This is a genomic window from Mycolicibacterium setense (assembly GCF_000805385.1).
Classification (GTDB): Bacteria; Actinomycetota; Actinomycetes; order Mycobacteriales; family Mycobacteriaceae; genus Mycobacterium; species Mycobacterium setense.
In genome coordinates this window covers 827,298-843,499 of record NZ_JTJW01000003.1, presented here as the reverse complement: position 1 = coordinate 843,499, position 16,202 = coordinate 827,298, and the positions used below count along the sequence as shown (strand labels likewise).

18 protein-coding genes are annotated in these 16,202 nt (G+C 66.7%); 5 read left to right on the top strand and 13 right to left on the bottom strand.

Annotated features, from left to right (window positions below):
- Positions 1–2: 2 nt before the first annotated feature.
- Complete coding sequence (locus tag QQ25_RS05505; protein WP_039326399.1) at positions 3–407, bottom strand: DUF1761 domain-containing protein; 405 nt, start codon at positions 405–407, stop codon at positions 3–5.
- Between the two features lie 76 nt (positions 408–483).
- Here QQ25_RS05505 and QQ25_RS05500 point away from each other — a divergent pair, with 76 nt between their 5' ends.
- Positions 484–1,134 (top strand): winged helix-turn-helix transcriptional regulator, encoded by a 651-nt coding sequence (locus QQ25_RS05500; RefSeq protein WP_039326401.1) that lies wholly within the window; start codon positions 484–486, stop codon positions 1,132–1,134.
- 15 nt (positions 1,135–1,149) lie between these two features.
- On the opposite strand, the gene QQ25_RS05495 is transcribed toward QQ25_RS05500, so the two are convergent.
- The 3 genes from QQ25_RS05495 to QQ25_RS05485 all read right to left on the bottom strand — a co-directional run bounded on the left by QQ25_RS05495 (position 1,150) and on the right by QQ25_RS05485 (position 3,284).
- Positions 1,150–2,046: a DMT family transporter gene (locus QQ25_RS05495; protein WP_039377605.1), complete on the bottom strand. Its 897-nt coding sequence runs from the start codon at positions 2,044–2,046 to the stop codon at positions 1,150–1,152.
- Between the two features lie 103 nt (positions 2,047–2,149).
- Entirely contained in the window at positions 2,150–2,437 is a 288-nt protein-coding gene (locus QQ25_RS05490) for a hypothetical protein (RefSeq protein WP_039326406.1), read from the bottom strand.
- 130 nt (positions 2,438–2,567) lie between these two features.
- Positions 2,568–3,284, bottom strand: coding sequence for a histidine phosphatase family protein (locus QQ25_RS05485; protein WP_039377604.1), 717 nt, complete (start codon positions 3,282–3,284; stop codon positions 2,568–2,570).
- A 74-nt stretch (positions 3,285–3,358) separates the two neighbouring features.
- Between QQ25_RS05485 and QQ25_RS05480 the strand changes: the two genes are divergently transcribed.
- Positions 3,359–3,973, top strand: coding sequence for an O-methyltransferase (locus tag QQ25_RS05480; RefSeq protein WP_052235671.1), 615 nt, complete (start codon positions 3,359–3,361; stop codon positions 3,971–3,973).
- Here QQ25_RS05480 and QQ25_RS05475 read toward each other — a convergent pair.
- The gene (locus QQ25_RS05475; RefSeq protein WP_039377601.1) at positions 3,970–4,806 is read right to left on the bottom strand and encodes an AraC family transcriptional regulator; all 837 of its coding nucleotides are present in this window, start codon (positions 4,804–4,806) and stop codon (positions 3,970–3,972) included. The two genes, QQ25_RS05480 and QQ25_RS05475, sit on opposite strands and share 4 nt — an antisense overlap.
- 51 nt (positions 4,807–4,857) lie before the next feature.
- Here QQ25_RS05475 and QQ25_RS05470 point away from each other — a divergent pair, with 51 nt between their 5' ends.
- The gene (locus QQ25_RS05470; protein ID WP_039326415.1) at positions 4,858–6,120 is read left to right on the top strand and encodes an amidohydrolase family protein; all 1,263 of its coding nucleotides are present in this window, start codon (positions 4,858–4,860) and stop codon (positions 6,118–6,120) included.
- Positions 6,121–6,192: 72 nt separating this feature from the next.
- Here the strand turns inward: QQ25_RS05470 and QQ25_RS05465 are convergent, their stop codons facing one another.
- The 4 genes from QQ25_RS05465 to QQ25_RS05450 all read right to left on the bottom strand — a co-directional run bounded on the left by QQ25_RS05465 (position 6,193) and on the right by QQ25_RS05450 (position 11,921).
- Positions 6,193–6,693, bottom strand: coding sequence for a hypothetical protein (locus QQ25_RS05465; protein ID WP_039377600.1), 501 nt, complete (start codon positions 6,691–6,693; stop codon positions 6,193–6,195).
- Positions 6,694–6,850: 157 nt separating this feature from the next.
- On the bottom strand, positions 6,851–8,587 hold the full coding sequence (locus QQ25_RS05460; RefSeq protein WP_039377599.1) for an ABC transporter ATP-binding protein: 1,737 nt from the start codon (positions 8,585–8,587) through the stop codon (positions 6,851–6,853).
- The gene (locus tag QQ25_RS05455; protein ID WP_039377598.1) at positions 8,584–11,199 is read right to left on the bottom strand and encodes an ABC transporter ATP-binding protein/permease; all 2,616 of its coding nucleotides are present in this window, start codon (positions 11,197–11,199) and stop codon (positions 8,584–8,586) included. The genes QQ25_RS05460 and QQ25_RS05455 overlap by 4 nt, the downstream gene beginning before the upstream one ends.
- Positions 11,199–11,921, bottom strand: a complete 723-nt coding sequence (locus QQ25_RS05450) for a TetR/AcrR family transcriptional regulator (RefSeq protein WP_101906409.1) — start codon at positions 11,919–11,921, stop codon at positions 11,199–11,201. Before QQ25_RS05450 ends, QQ25_RS05455 begins: the two co-directional genes overlap by 1 nt.
- A gap of 102 nt (positions 11,922–12,023) precedes the next feature.
- Between QQ25_RS05450 and QQ25_RS05445 the strand changes: the two genes are divergently transcribed.
- Both QQ25_RS05445 and QQ25_RS05440 read left to right on the top strand, forming a co-directional pair.
- On the top strand, positions 12,024–12,656 hold the full coding sequence (locus QQ25_RS05445) for a TetR/AcrR family transcriptional regulator (protein WP_052235624.1): 633 nt from the start codon (positions 12,024–12,026) through the stop codon (positions 12,654–12,656).
- Positions 12,653–13,324: an enoyl-CoA hydratase-related protein gene (locus tag QQ25_RS05440; protein WP_039377597.1), complete on the top strand. Its 672-nt coding sequence runs from the start codon at positions 12,653–12,655 to the stop codon at positions 13,322–13,324. The genes QQ25_RS05445 and QQ25_RS05440 overlap by 4 nt, the downstream gene beginning before the upstream one ends.
- Here QQ25_RS05440 and QQ25_RS05435 read toward each other — a convergent pair.
- From QQ25_RS05435 to QQ25_RS05425, 4 genes are read right to left on the bottom strand one after another with little or no spacing between them, the layout of a single operon-like run.
- Complete coding sequence (locus QQ25_RS05435) at positions 13,321–14,211, bottom strand: SDR family NAD(P)-dependent oxidoreductase (RefSeq protein ID WP_039377596.1); 891 nt, start codon at positions 14,209–14,211, stop codon at positions 13,321–13,323. The two genes, QQ25_RS05440 and QQ25_RS05435, sit on opposite strands and share 4 nt — an antisense overlap.
- 14 nt (positions 14,212–14,225) lie before the next feature.
- On the bottom strand, positions 14,226–14,504 hold the full coding sequence (locus QQ25_RS30055) for a hypothetical protein (protein WP_082017412.1): 279 nt from the start codon (positions 14,502–14,504) through the stop codon (positions 14,226–14,228).
- Positions 14,505–14,548: 44 nt separating this feature from the next.
- Positions 14,549–14,971, bottom strand: coding sequence for a Zn-ribbon domain-containing OB-fold protein (locus QQ25_RS05430; protein WP_039326429.1), 423 nt, complete (start codon positions 14,969–14,971; stop codon positions 14,549–14,551).
- A 4-nt stretch (positions 14,972–14,975) separates the two neighbouring features.
- Positions 14,976–16,196, bottom strand: a complete 1,221-nt coding sequence (locus QQ25_RS05425; RefSeq protein ID WP_039377843.1) for a thiolase family protein — start codon at positions 16,194–16,196, stop codon at positions 14,976–14,978.
- Positions 16,197–16,202: the final 6 nt, after the last annotated feature.

Below are 16,202 nucleotides of genomic sequence, written 5' to 3'. Positions count from 1 at the left end.
TGCTAGAAGAGGCCGATGACCAAGCTCATGGCTAGGAAGAGCGCTAACTGATATGCGGTGTTGATACCCGTCAACTTCGGTGGTTTGAGTTCGAACGCGTTGTGCTGAAAGAGCGTCGTCGCCGAGAACGCCAGCCAGGCTGCGAACCCGACAACAAGGGCGAGCCACACCGAGTGGATCCCGGTTGCCGAACCCGTCACGGCGACCGCGGCGCCAAGGCCCACGGCAGTGACCGCGTTGGCGATCAACAGCTGGGTCATGTTCCGCTTGCTGGCCGCTTTGGATTGCTCAGGGGTGATGCCGGTCAGATTCCACCAGACTGCGACGAATAGCTTCCCGTACCAGACACCCGCGACCGCCATGCCCGCGACCAGGGCGAGCAAGACACTGAGCCAATTGATCTGCATCCCAATTCATCCTGACTTTGGTTGACGGAAGCACATCCTTGCGGCGACGCACTACAACTTTATAAAATCAACCTTGATGGATGAAGTCAAGCGTTCCACTTCACGCTCCTACGGCCAGTTCTGCGCCCTGGCCAGGGCGCTCGACGTAGTCGGCGACCGCTGGAACCTGCTGATAGTGCGAGAACTGCTGCCCGGCCCGCTGCGATACGGCGAACTGAAAAGCTCGCTCGCCGGCATCGCCACCAACCTGCTGTCCGAAAGGCTGAAAAGTCTCGAAAGCAACGGGATTGTCGAGCGTCGCCTGGGAGAACCAGGGGTCGTGTACGCCCTCACACGGTGGGGTTCCGAGTTGCGCGAGCCGATGGAGGCACTGGGCCGGTGGGGCGCACCGCTCTTGGCGTCAGGCCGCGGCGACGACAGTTTCCACCCCCGCTGGCTCGTCCTCGCGATCCCCGCGCTGCTCCAGGGCGCCACCGCGGATCCGCCGGTCTCCGTCGGCCTCGAGGTCGAGGGCTACCTGATCGATCTTCACCTCGATCAATCCGGTCCTCGCGCCATCGCCGGCCTCGATCCGCGGCCCCGCACGATCTTGAGCGCCTCGCCAGACACGGTGGTCGCTCTCGCGGCCGGCGCAATCACAGTCGACCAGGCGATCGACGCGGGTCACCTGGAAGGCGGTGCAGGGGACCTGCGCAAAGTGTTCCGGCGAAGGGCTCCGAAACCCTAGCGGTCCTCGCCCGGGCTACCCGGTGGTCTTGACTTCGAGTTCGGCTTCGAGCTTCTCCTCGTAGGCACCCTCGTCACGACCGAGCGCAATGGTGGCCGCGGCCATCGCCCCGACCGCCACCGACAGCGCCACCGGTTCCCAACCGTTGATGGAGAGATGCTCGCCCAGGACGACGGAGCCGAGCACCACGGCCACCACGGGCTCCAGCACCAACATGGTCGGCACCGAGGTCTGCAACGACCCGGCGTGGAACGCCGACTGCTGCAGCAGCGTCGCGACCACACCGAGCATCACCACCAGGTACAGGGCCGGCGTGGTCAGCGCGGTGAGCACACTGCCTTCGGTGATCGTGTGCATGACGATCTTGGTCAGCACCGCGACCACGCCGAACATCACGCCCACCGCCACCGCCAGCAGCACCGCGCGGCGCCAGTCGGCGCTGCGGGTGGCGAGGAGCACGCAGAGGGTGACGGCCGCCGCGCATACGACGGCGACGGTGATCGTGGTGGTGACCGACACCGCGTAGGTTCCGGTGCTGGCCCTGGCCAGTGCGACGAAGACGGTCAGCGCCCCGGTCAACAGCAGGGCCCAGGCCCATTCGGCCCGGCTGACTTTCCGGTGTGCCAGCCGCGCGCTCAGTGGCAATGCGAACAGCAATGCCGAGACCAGTACGGGCTGGACCAGCAGCAGTGAGCCGAATCCCAGCGCCAGCGCCTGGAACACGTACCCGGCCACCGCGGACGCGGTGCCCGCCCACCACAGTCTGCGGCGCAGCAGCGTACGCAGCATGACTGTGCTGACACCCTTCTCGGGTGGGACATCCATGGTGGCGCGCTGCCGTACCACGATGCCGACGGCTGCGAAGACCGCTGCGCACAGGGCGAACAGCACCGCAAGACTGTTGCCGAGCAAGCCTCGTCAACCCCTTTCGGGCCGGTGTGTCGGCCCCCTCGAACGGGGAGAAGGCCAGTGCCCTTCAACCGTAGAGCGCTGACGGTTGTCGCGCCGCCTGGGGTCAGACGACCTGCAGGTGCCGCTTCGGCGGCTCGTCGGCGGAATCTGCGGGAGCGGCCGGCGGGGCGGGGGCGATCTTGTCGTTGACGCTGGCCACCGCGAGGTCGACGCGGTCCACCGCGGAATCGCACAGGTGGCGGACCCGGCCGCTGGCGGTCTCGACTTCATCGGCGGCGGTACGCAGGTATCCCCTGAGGTTGACCCGGAGCCGCTCGCCGGCGCTGCGCATCCGCTGCCGTACCCGGTCGTCGACCTCGACGCTCACATACGGCAACACCCGAAACCTCATGGCAGAAACCTCATCGCTCCGCTCCCATCTCCGTGCCATGGCACACAGTAACCGCGCCCGGACGTGGTTCGAGCCAGACGTGATCGGCGCCGCATTCTGGCAGTTTATGGCGCAGAGATCACATCGTCAGCTAGGTTCCGGCGCCATCCCAGTCGGTCAACGTCCAGCCGTCGGTCGGGTTGCCCTTGACGACCACATAGCCGGTGTTGTCGAGCGGGTGTCGCATCAACAGTTCGGGATTCGGATTGGCGACGTTCATCTGAACCCACAACATGATCGCGGCGCCGTGCGAGTACGCGACGGGATCGTCGTCGCCGCTGTCGTAGATCTGCTGTACCGCCTCGTCGAACCGGGCGTCGAACTCGTTGCCGTCGATCGAGCCGGGTATCCGGGCGTTCCGGTCGCCGCGCAGCCACTGCTCGGGTGCGGCGAAGTAGGTCTGTACAGCGCTCGCCTCGGGCTGGCCTTCGTAGATTCCTGCCTCGACCTCGTGCAGCCCGGGTAACACGGTGATGGGTTCGGCCAGGGTGTCGGCCATGGGCTGGGCGGTCTGCTGGGTCCTGACCATGGTGGAGGCGAAGATGCCGTCGTAATGGTTGGGGGCCAGCCGCTGTGCGCTGGCGACGGCCTGCGTCCGGCCCAGCTCGGTGAGCGGCGGACCGGGTGTGGAGCTGTCGATCAGGCCCGAGGCGTTGCCGGCCGACTGGGCGTGACGAACGAAGGTCAGGGTGATGGAGCGGTAGCCGCCCGCAGCGGCAGTCGGTGCCAGCAGCGTGGCAAGTACCAGGACGATGGCGGCAGGGAAGGACAACAGCGGGAGTGCCTGTAGTTTTCGCACACCGGCCATAATTCACGCCTCGGCGTAGTTTCGTTGAGGTGACCACCCTCAACGACGCCAACGTCGCAGCCGCGCTGGACCGGATGTACACCGCGGCCGATCAGCAGTTCGCGCAATTGCGTGAAGACGGTTCGCGCAGGTTCGCCGATTTGTCCAAGGCCAGTGCGCAGGAACGTGCGGATGCGCTCAGTGACATTTACATGCCGGTGACGCGGGAAGCAGGCCGGCTGCTGTACTCCCTGGTTCGGGCCACCAGGCCGGCGGTCGTGGTCGAGTTCGGGATGTCGTTCGGCCTCTCTGCCCTGCACCTGGCATCCGCCGTGCGCGACAACGGTTCTGGACGCGTTTTCACCACGGAGCTCAGCGCCACCAAGATCGCCTCGGCCAGGCAGACGTTCGCCGAGACCGGGCTGGACGACGTCATCACCGTGCTGGAAGGCGATGCGTTGGAGACCCTGAAGTCCGTGACCGGCGACATCGGATTCGTCCTGCTCGACGGCTGGAAGGAGCTCTACCTGCCGGTGCTCGAGCTGCTGCAGCCCCGGCTGACCACCGGCGCGCTCGTGGTCGCGGACAACACCTCGATGGCCGACACCCAGCCGTACCTCGATCATGTCCGCGATGCGGTGAACGGCTATGTCAGTGTGAACTTCCTGGCCCGCGACAGCGACAGCATGGAGCTCAGCTGCCGGGTCTAATGTTCCTCGCGGGCGCGATTCCGGTACGCCGACGGAGTCTCGCCACAGAAATGACTGAAACATCGAGTGAACGAGCTGAGGTTCTCGAATCCCACGGCGGTGGCGGTCGCCTGCACCGACTGATCCGGCCCGGCCAGCAGCGCCATGGCCCGCAGCATCCGGGCATGCAGAAGGTATGTGCGCCAAGAGATTCCGATCGTCTCGGCGAACAAGCGGCGTAACGTGCGCTCGGATACCGCAACGGCCCGGCTGACATCCTCTGCGGTCACCGAGGCCAGATGCTCTTTGGTGTAGGCCAGCGCGGCGGCCACGATCGGATGCTCGGTGGTCGGCAGGCTCAGTGGGGCTTCGTGATCGAGCGCATCGGCGACGAGGTTGGCCAGGGTGCGGAAGAACGTGTCGGACGTGTCGTCTCCATGGGCACGGTCGACCGGCCAGCGCAGCCCGTAGATCATCATCTCGCGGATCAGGGGCGAGACCGCGATGATCCTGGCCCGATCCCCCGGATCGGCGATCATCTGCGCATCGAACATCACCGCCACGGTCTTGACGTCCGGGTTCATCACCGCCTGGTGCTGCAGACCGGCCGGGATCCAGGCAGCCTGCTGCGGCGGCAACAGATAGTGCGCGGCGTCGGTTTCCACCTCGACGACGCCGTGCAGCGCGTATTCGATCTGGTGCACCTCATGGGAGTGCCAGCCGGTGATCAGCCCGTCACCCTCGTACAGGTAGCTGCCCGCCAATGCACGGCCACCACGGCGCAACTCGATGACCGGCCTCGACAGGTTGGCCGATTGAGTAAAACCTCTGTCCGAAAGTGCAGAGACGGTCACGCTGTCCGAGAGTACTAGTTGAATCATGCAGGCGCGCACGCGAGGAGCAATATGAAAAAAGACGACCTGATCCTCATCAGCATCGACGACCACGTCGTCGAGCCACCCGACATGTTCCTCAACCACGTGCCGGAGAAGTTCAAGCCCGAGGCGCCCATCGTGGTGACCGACGACAAGGGCGTCGATCAGTGGATGTACCAGGGCCGTCCGCAGGGCGTATCCGGTCTCAACGCCGTGGTGTCCTGGCCGGCCGAGGAGTGGGGCCGCGATCCTGCCGGTTTCGCCGAGATGCGTCCCGGCGTGTACGACGTGCACGAGCGCGTCCGCGACATGAACCGCAACGGCATCCTCGCGTCGATGTGCTTCCCGACCTTCACCGGGTTCTCCGCACGGCACCTCAACATGACTCGCGAAGACATCACGCTGGTGATGGTGTCTGCCTACAACGACTGGCACATCGACGAGTGGGCCGGCTCGTACCCGGGGCGGTTCGTCCCGATCGCGATCATGCCGACCTGGAACCCCGAGGCCATGTGCGCCGAGATCCGTCGCGTCGCCGCCAAAGGATGCCGAGCGGTCACCATGCCGGAACTGCCGCACCTGGAAGGCCTGCCCAGCTACTTCGACGAGGACTACTGGGGCCCGGTGTTCCGCACCCTCTCCGAGGAGAACGTGGTGATGTGCCTGCACATCGGCACCGGATTCGGCGCGATAAGCATGGCCAAGGACGCCCCGATCGACAACCTGATCATCCTGGCCACCCAGGTGTCGGCGATGTGTGCCCAGGACCTGCTGTGGGGACCGGCCATGCGCAACTACCCCGATCTGAAGTTCGCCTTCTCCGAAGGTGGAATCGGTTGGATTCCTTTCTATCTGGACCGTAGCGATCGTCACTACACCAACCAGAAGTGGCTGCGCCGCGACTTCGGAGACAAGCTGCCCTCCGACGTGTTCCGCGAGCACTCACTGGCCTGCTACGTGACCGACAAGACGTCGCTGAAACTGCGCCATGAGATCGGTATCGACAACATCGCGTGGGAATGCGACTATCCGCACTCCGACTGCTTCTGGCCGGACGCACCCGAGCAGGTGCTGGCCGAGCTGAATGCCGCGGGCGCAAGCGATTCCGACATCAACAAGATCACCTGGGAGAACTCAGCGCGGTTCTTCAGCTGGGATCCGTTCCAGCACACTGCCCGTGATCAGGCCAACGTCGGCGCACTGCGCGCCACGGCAACCGATGTCGACACCTCGATCCGCCCACGCGCGGAGTGGGCACGCCTCTACGAGCAGAAGCAGCTCACCAAGGCCTGAGTTGTCGTTGACTCTGCGCTGAGGGCGCGAAAGTGCAAGTGCTCCACGCCCTCAGTGCAGAGTCAATCAGCCTCAGGCGCGCAGGGTGACCTCACCGCTCCCAGCGGTCATCGAGGTGAAGAGCTCGGCAACCGCCACCTGATCTCCACGGACACCGGTGGCGGCCATTGCCAGGGCCTTGAATGCCTGCGCCGCCGCACTGAGGTCATGCCCGACGAGGCGTGCCGGGTCAGTGGATTCGTCCCAGACGAGCACTTCGGCCCATTCGATCGGCGATTGTCGGCCCTCGGCCGAAGTCATCTGCTCGTACGCGTCGGCGCCCATCACCAGGACACACTCTTCGTCATCCTGGTGTTCCGAAATCGCATCGGCATCGACCAGCTCGGCGCCCAGGATCTGCACGGGGCGTGCATGGTCAGCGCGGGACCCCTCGACAAGCTGAACCGTCACCCGCCAGCCGCTCATCATCCGGTCGACGATCAGTCCGCCGGCGCGGGTCACCAATTCCGCGGCATCGTGGGCTATTACGTGCAATCGGTAGGCCACGGTGCCGCCGTGGTCTTGACCCTTCATTGCGCTACCCAGCCTTGGGCGTTCGTCTGCGACATCATCGACACGACCTCCCGCCGGATGGGCAACCTGCCCTGACATCGTTCCGGGACGCCCAACTGTAATACTTACAGTAGATCAGGTTCAAGTATCCGATCGGCTAGTACGCCGACGGCGCACCTCAGTGCGTGATCTGCCAGTCCGCGGCCTCGCGCTGCTGGTTCCAGAACTCGTCAAACCGGCCGTGCGCGGCCAGCAGTTCATCGATGCTGCCGTCCTCGACGATCTCTCCGCCGTCGATGAACAGCACCCGGTCCGCGTGCCGGATGCTGGCCAGCCGGTGCGCGACGATCACCCGGGTGCGGGACCGCTCATCGGCGGTGAGCGCATCGACCACCGCGGCCTCGTTCTCGGTGTCCAGTGCACTGGTCGCCTCATCCACCAGCAGCACGGGCGCCGGCTTCACCAGCGCGCGGGCGATGCTGACCCGCTGGCGCTCACCACCGGACAGTGCCGTGCCGGCCTCGCCGACCTTGGCGGCGTCACCGTCGGGCAGCCGCCCGGTCAGCTCGTCCACGCGGGCCAGCCGCGCCGCGGCGGCAAGGCGCTCGGCGTCGGCTCCGGGATCGCCGACCAGGATGTTGTCCCGGATGGACCCGTCGAACAGGTAGGGGTGCTGGAACACCACACTCGTTGCTGCTCTGCGGGTTTCGGCGTCCATCTGGGCCGTGTCGACACCATCGATCAGCACTCGTCCCGCGCTGGGTTGATGCAGCCCGGCGATGAGCGACAAGATCGTGCTCTTGCCCGATCCGGAGGGGCCGACGATGGCAGTGGTTCCGCCTGGCTCCAGGGTGAAGCTGACATCCTGCAGCACGGGGGTGGACCCGTAGCCGAAGGTGACATGAGCGAATTCGATGCGAGGCGCGGCGTTCCCGGTCAGCGTGGCGGTGCCGGTGGCCATCACCGGGGCGTCGAGCACGGCGCGGATTCGGCCGAGCGAGGCCCGGGTGGTTTCGATCGCCGGGGCGAGCTCCGACAACGAGGTGAACGGCTCGAGATAGCGGGCGGCGACGACGATCATCGCGATCGCCTCGGGCACACCGAGTGTGCCGCGCACCGTCAGCACCGTGGCCATCCCGGCCAGGATCAGCAGGGCGAGCTGGCTGGCCAGGCTGAACAGCAGCTGCCCGGGCACCTGCATCAGCAGCAACCGCATGCCGGCACCGTGCTGGGCGGCCAGGGCGTCGCCGACCATGCTGCGGGCCGGCTCGACCCGCCGAGCCGCGCGCAGTGCCTGCTGGGTGCGGGCGAATTCGATGATGCGTTCGGTGAAGGCCCGGTTGGTCTCGTCGGCCACGGCGTCGGCCTTGCGACTCAGCCGGCCCGAGGCCCAGAACGCACCGAGCAGAACCACCACACCGGCCAGTGCGGCCAATCCGAGTGGCACCGAGATGACCAGCAGCGCAAGCGCAATGGCCGCGGGCAGCAGGATCGCCCCGATCAACGGGGTCAGCAGGTTGACCACCATGCCGACCAGTTCCGGTCCGGTGGCCGCGATGGCCTGGCGGGCATTGGCCGTGTTCGCCCCGCCGTCGGCGCCCAGCCAGTCCATCCGAATGCTGGGCAGCCGGTCGGCGACATCGTGCTGAGTGTGGTCGAGCAGCGCGAATCCCAGGTCGAATCCGAGCCGGGAGGTCGCGGTGTCGATGATCCAGCCGACGACGGTCGCAGCGGTGAGCCAGCCCAGCCACGGCAACGCGTCGCGCGGCACATCACTGAACAGCGCTGCCACCAATGGGATCAGCAGCACCGTGCCTGCCGCGCGGATCACCACCGAGACCAGCGTGAGGGTGGCGTAGAGGCCGACCTTGCCGCGGCGGTCGGCCGGGATGAGGGCGAGCAATGTGCGGATCATCGGGTCTCTCCTGCGGTGACGGCGTCGCCGGGGCGCAACGATTGGCCGGTCTGCCAGAGTTGTTGATAGCGCCCACCGGCGGCCAGCAGCTCCTCGTGGGTGCCGGTTTCGGCGATGCGTCCGCCGTCGAGCACGACGATCTGGTCGGCGTGGGTGATGGTGTGCAGCCGGTGCGCGATCACCAGGACGGTGCGGTCCTTGGTCAGCCGGTTGAGCGCCTGCTGCACAAGGTATTCCGATTCCGGATCGGCGAAGGCGGTGGCCTCGTCGAGGATCAGCACCGGGGTGTCGGCCAGGATGGCCCTGGCGATGGTGAGCCGCTGGCGTTCACCGCCGGACAAGGCCGACGACGCTCCGAGCACCGTCTGATAGCCGTCGGGCAGCCGCAGTATGCGCTCGTGGATCTGGGCGTCACGCGCGGCCTGCTCGATCCGGTCGAGGCCGGCCTCGGGGTCGGCCAGCGCGATGTTCTCGGCGACCGTGCCTGCCACGAGCTGGGTCTCCTGCAACACGAACCCGACCTTTCGGTACAGGTCGTCAGCCGCAAATGACCGAATATCCTTGCCGTCCAGCACGATCGACCCCGCGTCGACGTCATGGAAGCGGGCCAGCAGCGCGGCCAGGGTGGATTTGCCCGATCCCGACGGCCCGACCAGTGCGGTCACCGTGCCCGGGCGCAAGGTCAGCGACACGTCCTGGATCACCGGAACGCTCGGGCGGTAGCCGAAGGTCACGCGATCGAACACCACCGCACCCGGCTGACCGGCCGCACCCGCGTCCTCCCGCACCGCGAGGTCGGCCTCGTCGAGAGCGTTCTGGATCCGGCGGGCGGCCAGCATGCCGCCGCGGATCCCGCCCAATCCGTAGCCCACGCCAAGCAACCGAACGCCGAATGTGGTGCCCAGCAAGAGGAACGGCAGCAGGTCGACGGGCTCCATCGAGCCGCCGATGATCATCGGGGTGCCGACGGCGGCGATCAGCCACAGGAAGGTTCCGGGCCGGGTGACCAGGTCCATCGCCGACTTCTTGCCGGTGAACGGCCGCTGCCAGGCGACCAGGAAGCCGATGTACTCGTCGAGCCGGCGCCGGAAACTCGACGATGCCGCACCGCCGAACACCCGGACCACCGGCTGGCCTTCGAGGTAGGCGCCGGCCTCACCGCTCATGCGGTCCGCCCAACGCTGTGCCTGGCCGATCTTGGCACCGGATTGGATGGTCATCACCGACATCAGCACGAGGTAGGTGAGCACCGGGATGAAGAGCACCAGTGCCAGCCGCCAGTCGACGGTGAACAGGTAGACCAGCACGGCCACCGGGGCGACCACCGCCGCAACGGCATCCGGGATCGCGTGGGTCACCAGATAGTGCAGCGACAGCGTGTCGTCCTGCACCAGCTGCTTGATCGAGCCCGACCCGCGGGCGGTGAACCAGCCCAGCGGCAGCTTCGACATCTTGGTCAGCAGCCGGGTTCTCAGTTCACGGGCGAATTTCGCATCGAGTCGATGCAGCCACAGGGTCAGCCCCGCACCCAGCAGCGCGCCGAGGCCCAGCAGCCAGACCGCGGTCAAACCCAGTGTCCACAGGCGGGATTCCTCGGCGCCCGCGAGCAACAGCCGAGCCAGCTCGACCAGCAGCACGAACGGGGCGAGCTGGATCAGGGTGATGAGCGCCTGCAGGACACCCGACACGATCAGCGGGGTTTTCAGTGGAGACAGCAGACGGCCGGCGCCCTGTGCCCGCCAAGTGCCCCGTGCCGGTGACGCGGGCGCTGCCGAGGCAGACGCAGCCGGCACCGGTTTCGCGTCGTCCGCAGGAGTTTCGGCTTTGGCGTCCGCCGAGGCTTCAGTCTTGTCCTCGGCCTTGTCCTCGGTGCGATCGGTGCCCATCGCACGGCCCTCGGTCCAGTAGGCCTGGGCGTGCAATTCGGATTTGGGAAAACCGAACTCGTCGCGCAGCCGGGTCCGGAGATGCTTGAGTGAGCCCGCCTCCGGCGTCACCCAGCAGTACCAGTCCGACCAGTCCCGCGCCTCGATGGCCGCGGCCAGCGAGGTGGTGTCGTGTCGCTTGACCCAGTGCACCCGCAGCCGCGGATGCTCGGCGATGGGGATGAGCAGATCGTTCTCGTCGTGCTCCTCGAGATACACCTCGATCGGGATGTCTTGCGGCAGCGCGCCGATGATCCCGTTGATGGCCGGTGTGGCCGCCGCATCACCGATCAGCAGGTATCCGGCGGGCAGATCCTCGGGCACGGTGAATCCCGTCGAGCCCAGGCTCATCACCGGGATGGTGTCGCCCGGTTTGGCGGTCCTGGCCCACTTCGACGCCGGTCCCGACGGCTCGTGCAGCACCACGTCGACCGCGAAATGCCCGGTGTCGGGATCCATTTCGGACATGGTGTAGCCGCGTTGGAACTCGGTCTTCGATCCTTCCGGGTCCGGAACCCAGAAACGCAGGTATGAGGTGGGCTCGGCCACGGCGTCCTCGAACACCGTCGGCGACACCATGCGCAGGCGCAGCATGTTCGGCGTCAGGTAGGTGGTCTCGACCACGGTCGCCTGGTGGTCGCGCGCACCGAAGCCGCGCATCATCACTCCCTGAAATCCGCGTGCCATCAGCGGTCCTTCCTCTTGGCGGTCAGATCCGCCACGATGTCGGTAATCGGTCTGCCGGGTGCCACGGACGTCAGCAGTCCCCGGATCAGTGCGGTCATCAGAAATTCCAGGTACTGCGGACTGCGCAGTTGCATGCCCGCGGTGTGCACCGGACCCAGTGCGGCGTCGCCGGCCAGGCGTTCGGCGGCGGCGTCGCGTTCGAGGACGAAGCCGTCGTCGCCGCCACTGGCCTCGGCCTTGAGTTCGTGTTGGGCGGCCAGCCCGATGGCCAGCACGGCCACCGAACTGCTCAACAGCGCCGCGGCCTCGGCGGTGTAGCCGCGCCGGCCCAACGCGGCGATCTCATCGGCGAGCAGCCGCGCACCGGCCTCTCCGCGCGGGAACAGCACCTGCATGTAGGCGGCCAATCCGGGATAGGTCAGGGCGTAGCGGTGCAGGCTCACTCCGACGGCCAGCAGATGATCTTCGACAGACCGCGCCGGATCATCGACGAATTCGAGTTCGGCGAGCAGACTCTCGCCGACCAGGCGCTCGAGCTCCCATCGGCCGCTGATGTGGCGGTACAGGGCGGTCGCCGATACTCCGAGCCGAGCGGCCACGGCATTGATGCTCAGGTTTCGCATCCCGAGCTCACGACCTGCGGCGACGATGTCGGTCACCGCGATGAGCGGCGGGCGCCCACCCACGCGGGCTACCCGCGCGGACACCCCGGATCCGGCCACGACACCTCCACAGGAAAGTTACCCCCACAAACTAAGGGTCACCTTAGTGCGCGTCAACCCGCTCGATGGATAACAGAGCAACCGCTCTGTTATGGTGGCCCGGTGCCCCGCCCTCGTCTCTACGACCCCGAAGCGGTCCTCGATGCCGCTGAGGCCCTGGCCGTGCGCTCAGGTCCGTCGGCGGTGACCATCCGGGCCATCAGCGATGCGGTCGGACTGTCCAACGGCGCGGTGTACCACTCCTTCGGCTCCCGGGCCGGACTGCTCGGCCAGGCCTGGCTCCGCGCCGGGCGCCGCTTTCTGGCCCTGCAGCGCGACCTGGTCGACGCCGCCGGATCGGGCACCGACGCGATCGCAGCCGCGGCCTACGCACCCGTCACATTCGCCGAGCGCCATCCCGCTTCGGCGCGGCTGGTCCTACAGATCCGCCAGGAGCAGGTACTCGGTCCTGATGTCCCCGAAGAAATCGCCGAGCAGGTTCGCGGACTGACACAAGAATTGGTGGACTTGATGATCGGGCTCGCGATGTCCGCGTGGGACCGACGCGACAGGGCCGCCGTGGACACCGTGACGACCTGCATCGTGGATCTGCCGACGGCGATCCTGTTGCGCCGCAATCGCCTCGCCGACCCGACGGCGCGCCAGCACCTCAGCGCGGCCGTAGCGGCCGTGCTGGCAGTGGGCCCTGCCCCGAAACACCACCCCGAAATGCCCCCGAAGGAAGGAATCTCATGACCACCCCCACGCTGGATTACGACGGCGACATCGCGATCCTCGACCTCGGTGACGACGAGAACCGGTTCTCCCCCGAGTTCCTCGATACCGTCGATGCGCTCCTCGACACCATCCTGGCCAAGGGCGCGCACGGTCTGGTGACGACGGCCGACAGCAAGTTCTACTCCAACGGTCTCGATCTGGATTGGCTTGGCGCCCATAGCGATCAGGGCGACTGGTACGTCGGGCGGGTGCAGGGATTACTGGCACGGGTACTGACGCTGCCGATTCCCACCGCGGCGGCAGTCGTCGGGCACGCCTTCGGTGCCGGCGCCATGCTGGCCATCGCTCACGACTTCCGGGTGATGCGCGACGATCGCGGTTTCTTCTGTTTTCCCGAGGTCGACATCCGGATCCCGTTCACCCCCGGAATGGCCGCGCTGATCCAGGCCAAGCTGACGCCGCAAGCGGCGGTCGCCTCGATGACCACCGGCCGCCGCTTCGGTGGTGTCGATGCGCAGGCCTATGGATTGGTCGACGCGACCGCACCCGAAGGTTCGGTCACCACGGCGGCCACCGCTCTGCTGCGCCCGTTGGGCGGCAAGGACTCCGGCACGCTGGGTGCGATCAAGCAGGGCATGTTCGGCCCTGCGGTCCAAGCCCTGACGGCCGCTCGGACGTCCGACTAAACCGGAATGGACGTACCGGTCTCCCGTTCGGCGAATTCGACCACGCGTCCGGCGATCTCGTAGTCACAGGCCACCGCCGATCGCCCGATCAGCACCGGGCCACCGCGTAATCCGAACCTGCCGTCCACACCGACGTAGCTTCCGGGCGGGATCGGCTCGCTGAGGCAGTACAGCGTCGGCGCGGCCCCGGCATGGATGTCGTTGGCGAATACGTTCGCCACCGCCTTGATGCCATGTTGCACCGCGCTCATCAACGGTTTGTCGGACACGTTGGGCAAATTGGACGCCACCCAGCCGGGATGGGTGAGCTGGGTGACCACTGGAGATTTCGCGGCCCGCAGCCTGCGATCGAGCTCGAGGCCCCACAACATCACCCCCAGCTTCGACCGACTGTAGGCGCCCATCGGTGTCCATTTGTGGTGGCGCAGGTGCATGTCGTCGAGCCGTAGCGTGGCACTGCGGTGCGCATCCGAGCCGACATTGACGATCTGCGAGGAAATCCGGTCGAACAGCAGATTGGTCAGGGCGAACGGCCCGAGCAGGTTTGTGCCGAGCGTCATCTCGAAACCGTCGACGGTGTCGGTGCGGTACTGGGTCAGGGCGCCGGCGTTGTTGACCAGGATGTCGACGTCGCCCTCGAGGCGCCCGGGAAATGAGCGCACCGAGGACAGGTCGGCGAGATCGAGTTCGATCACCTCGGTCGACCCGCCGATCTCCGCGCAGCGTTGCGCACCCAGTGCGGTGTTACGCACCGCGAGGATCACGTGCGCCCCGGCGCGCGCCAGCGCCCTGGCCGTGCCGAGACCGACCCCGTTGGTCGCCCCGGTCACGATGATGCGAGTGCCGGTGAGATCACCGAGCCGGCTGGGCGTCCATCGCTCCGTCACGTGGACGGGGGCGATCAGCCGCCCCAGCCGCGCTGGCCGTCCCAGCCACCGCAGATGCCGTTGAGGCATCCGTGGCCCCAACCGCCCTGGACCGGGTTCCAGCCACCACAACCGTTCCAGCCGGGACCGCTGTCGCAGCCGCCGCCACCGCCGGCGTCACCGCCGCCGCTGGGTTGAGCACTGATGGTCGTCGTAGGCGCGTCTGTCAGCAGTGCGGCAGTCGGACCTGCTGCAATCGCCACTGCGGCTCCCGCTACGAACACTGACCCCATGAGTTTTCGTATGGTTAGCATGACTCCATAATCCACTCCTGTGAGCCTGCTGCCAAGTGATGTGATCAAGCCCGCGTGTAGCGCAGCATCGTGACACCCACTCCGGCAAAGGCATCCGGGTAATCGCAGAAAACGGGCTTCACCCGCATTCCGACACTGAGCTCGTCGGGTTCGACGTCGACGATCTCGGTGGAGAACCGCGGCCCCTCGTCCCATTCCACGATGGCCGGCATTTGCGGAACCGCGTCGGCGAAGTGCGGACCGACCGGGCGGCGGGCCACGGTGAACGAATACAGCGTGCCCATCCCCGAGATCTCGCGCCACTCCAGGTCATCGGCGAGCGTCCGGGGCGCCAACACGCGCGGGTAGAACACGTAGGCCCGCGTCGACGGCGAATACTGGATGACGATTCGGTGTTGGGCCAGCGCATCCCAGAACGGCGCACTGGTAGGGGTTTTCACCGGCATCGGCCGGGCGAATCCGGTCATCGGTTCACTCGCCTTCCAGGATCAGGGTGGTTTGCTCGGACAGGATGCCGCCATTTCCGGATACGAAAGCACGGTTGCAGTCGGCCACTTGCGCCGCACCGGCGCGCCCCATGATCTGGCGGGTGGCGTCACACACGTGGTGCATACCGCCGGCCAAACCTGCTTGGCCGAAACCGAGTTGGCCACCGGCGGTGTTGAGCGGGAAATCGCCACGGAAGGTCAGGTCGTGGTCGGACACGAAGGACATCCCCTTGCCCTTCTCGCAGAATCCGGCGTCCTCCAGGCTGAGCAGCACCGTGATGGTGTAGCAGTCGTAGATCGACACCATGTCCATGTCGGAGCGGGTCAGCCCGGTCATCCCGAACGCCGTGTCGGCCGCCTTACGGATCGGCGTGTCCAGCAGATCTTCGGCGTAGGTGGGTGTCTTGAACGGTACGTGTTCGCCAAAACCCTTGATCCACACCGGCCGGTTGCGGGCGCGCGCCGCGACCTCGGCGCTCGCCACGACGACGGCGGCGCCACCGACGCACGGCATCACGATCTCGAGCATGTGCAGCGGATCGGCGATCACCGGGCTGTTCAGCACATCCTCGACGCTCAGCGGGGTGTCTTTCCAGATGGCGCCGTCGGTGTGATTGGCGTTGACCCGCTGGTCCACCACGATCTTGGCCATGGCCCGCTCGTCATAGCCGTACTCATGGGCGTAGCGCTGCGCCACCTGCCCGTACGGACCGTTCTGGCCGAGGTTGCCGTAGGGGATCTCGAATTCGGCCTGCGGCGAGCCGAATTGATTGCTGGACGAGCCGAAGAACACCGCGTCGGTCAGCGCCTTCGGTTTGAGCTCGGAGGAGGCAGTGATGTACCGCGCGGGCAGCGCGCACAGCACGACGTCACACAGGCCGAGTTCGATCGCGGCGGCTGCCCGCCACACCATTCCCGCGGCGCTCGCTCCGCCGAGGTCGAGCAACTCGGCGAAGTTCGCTCGCACGCCCAGATATTCGGCCACCGTGGACGGTACGAAGATCTCCGACTCACCGAGGTGCGAGGTGACGATGCCGTCGACCTGCTCGGCCGCGAGGCCGGCATCCTCCAAAGCTGCTGCCGCCAGCAGGGCCCATTGTTCGAGAGTGAACGGCGCGGGTGAGGCTTTACTCATACGTTCCGGTGGCAGTTCGACGTAGCCGACGATCGCGGCGTCACCTTGTAGTCCCCTACGTGGTCTCATGCTCAC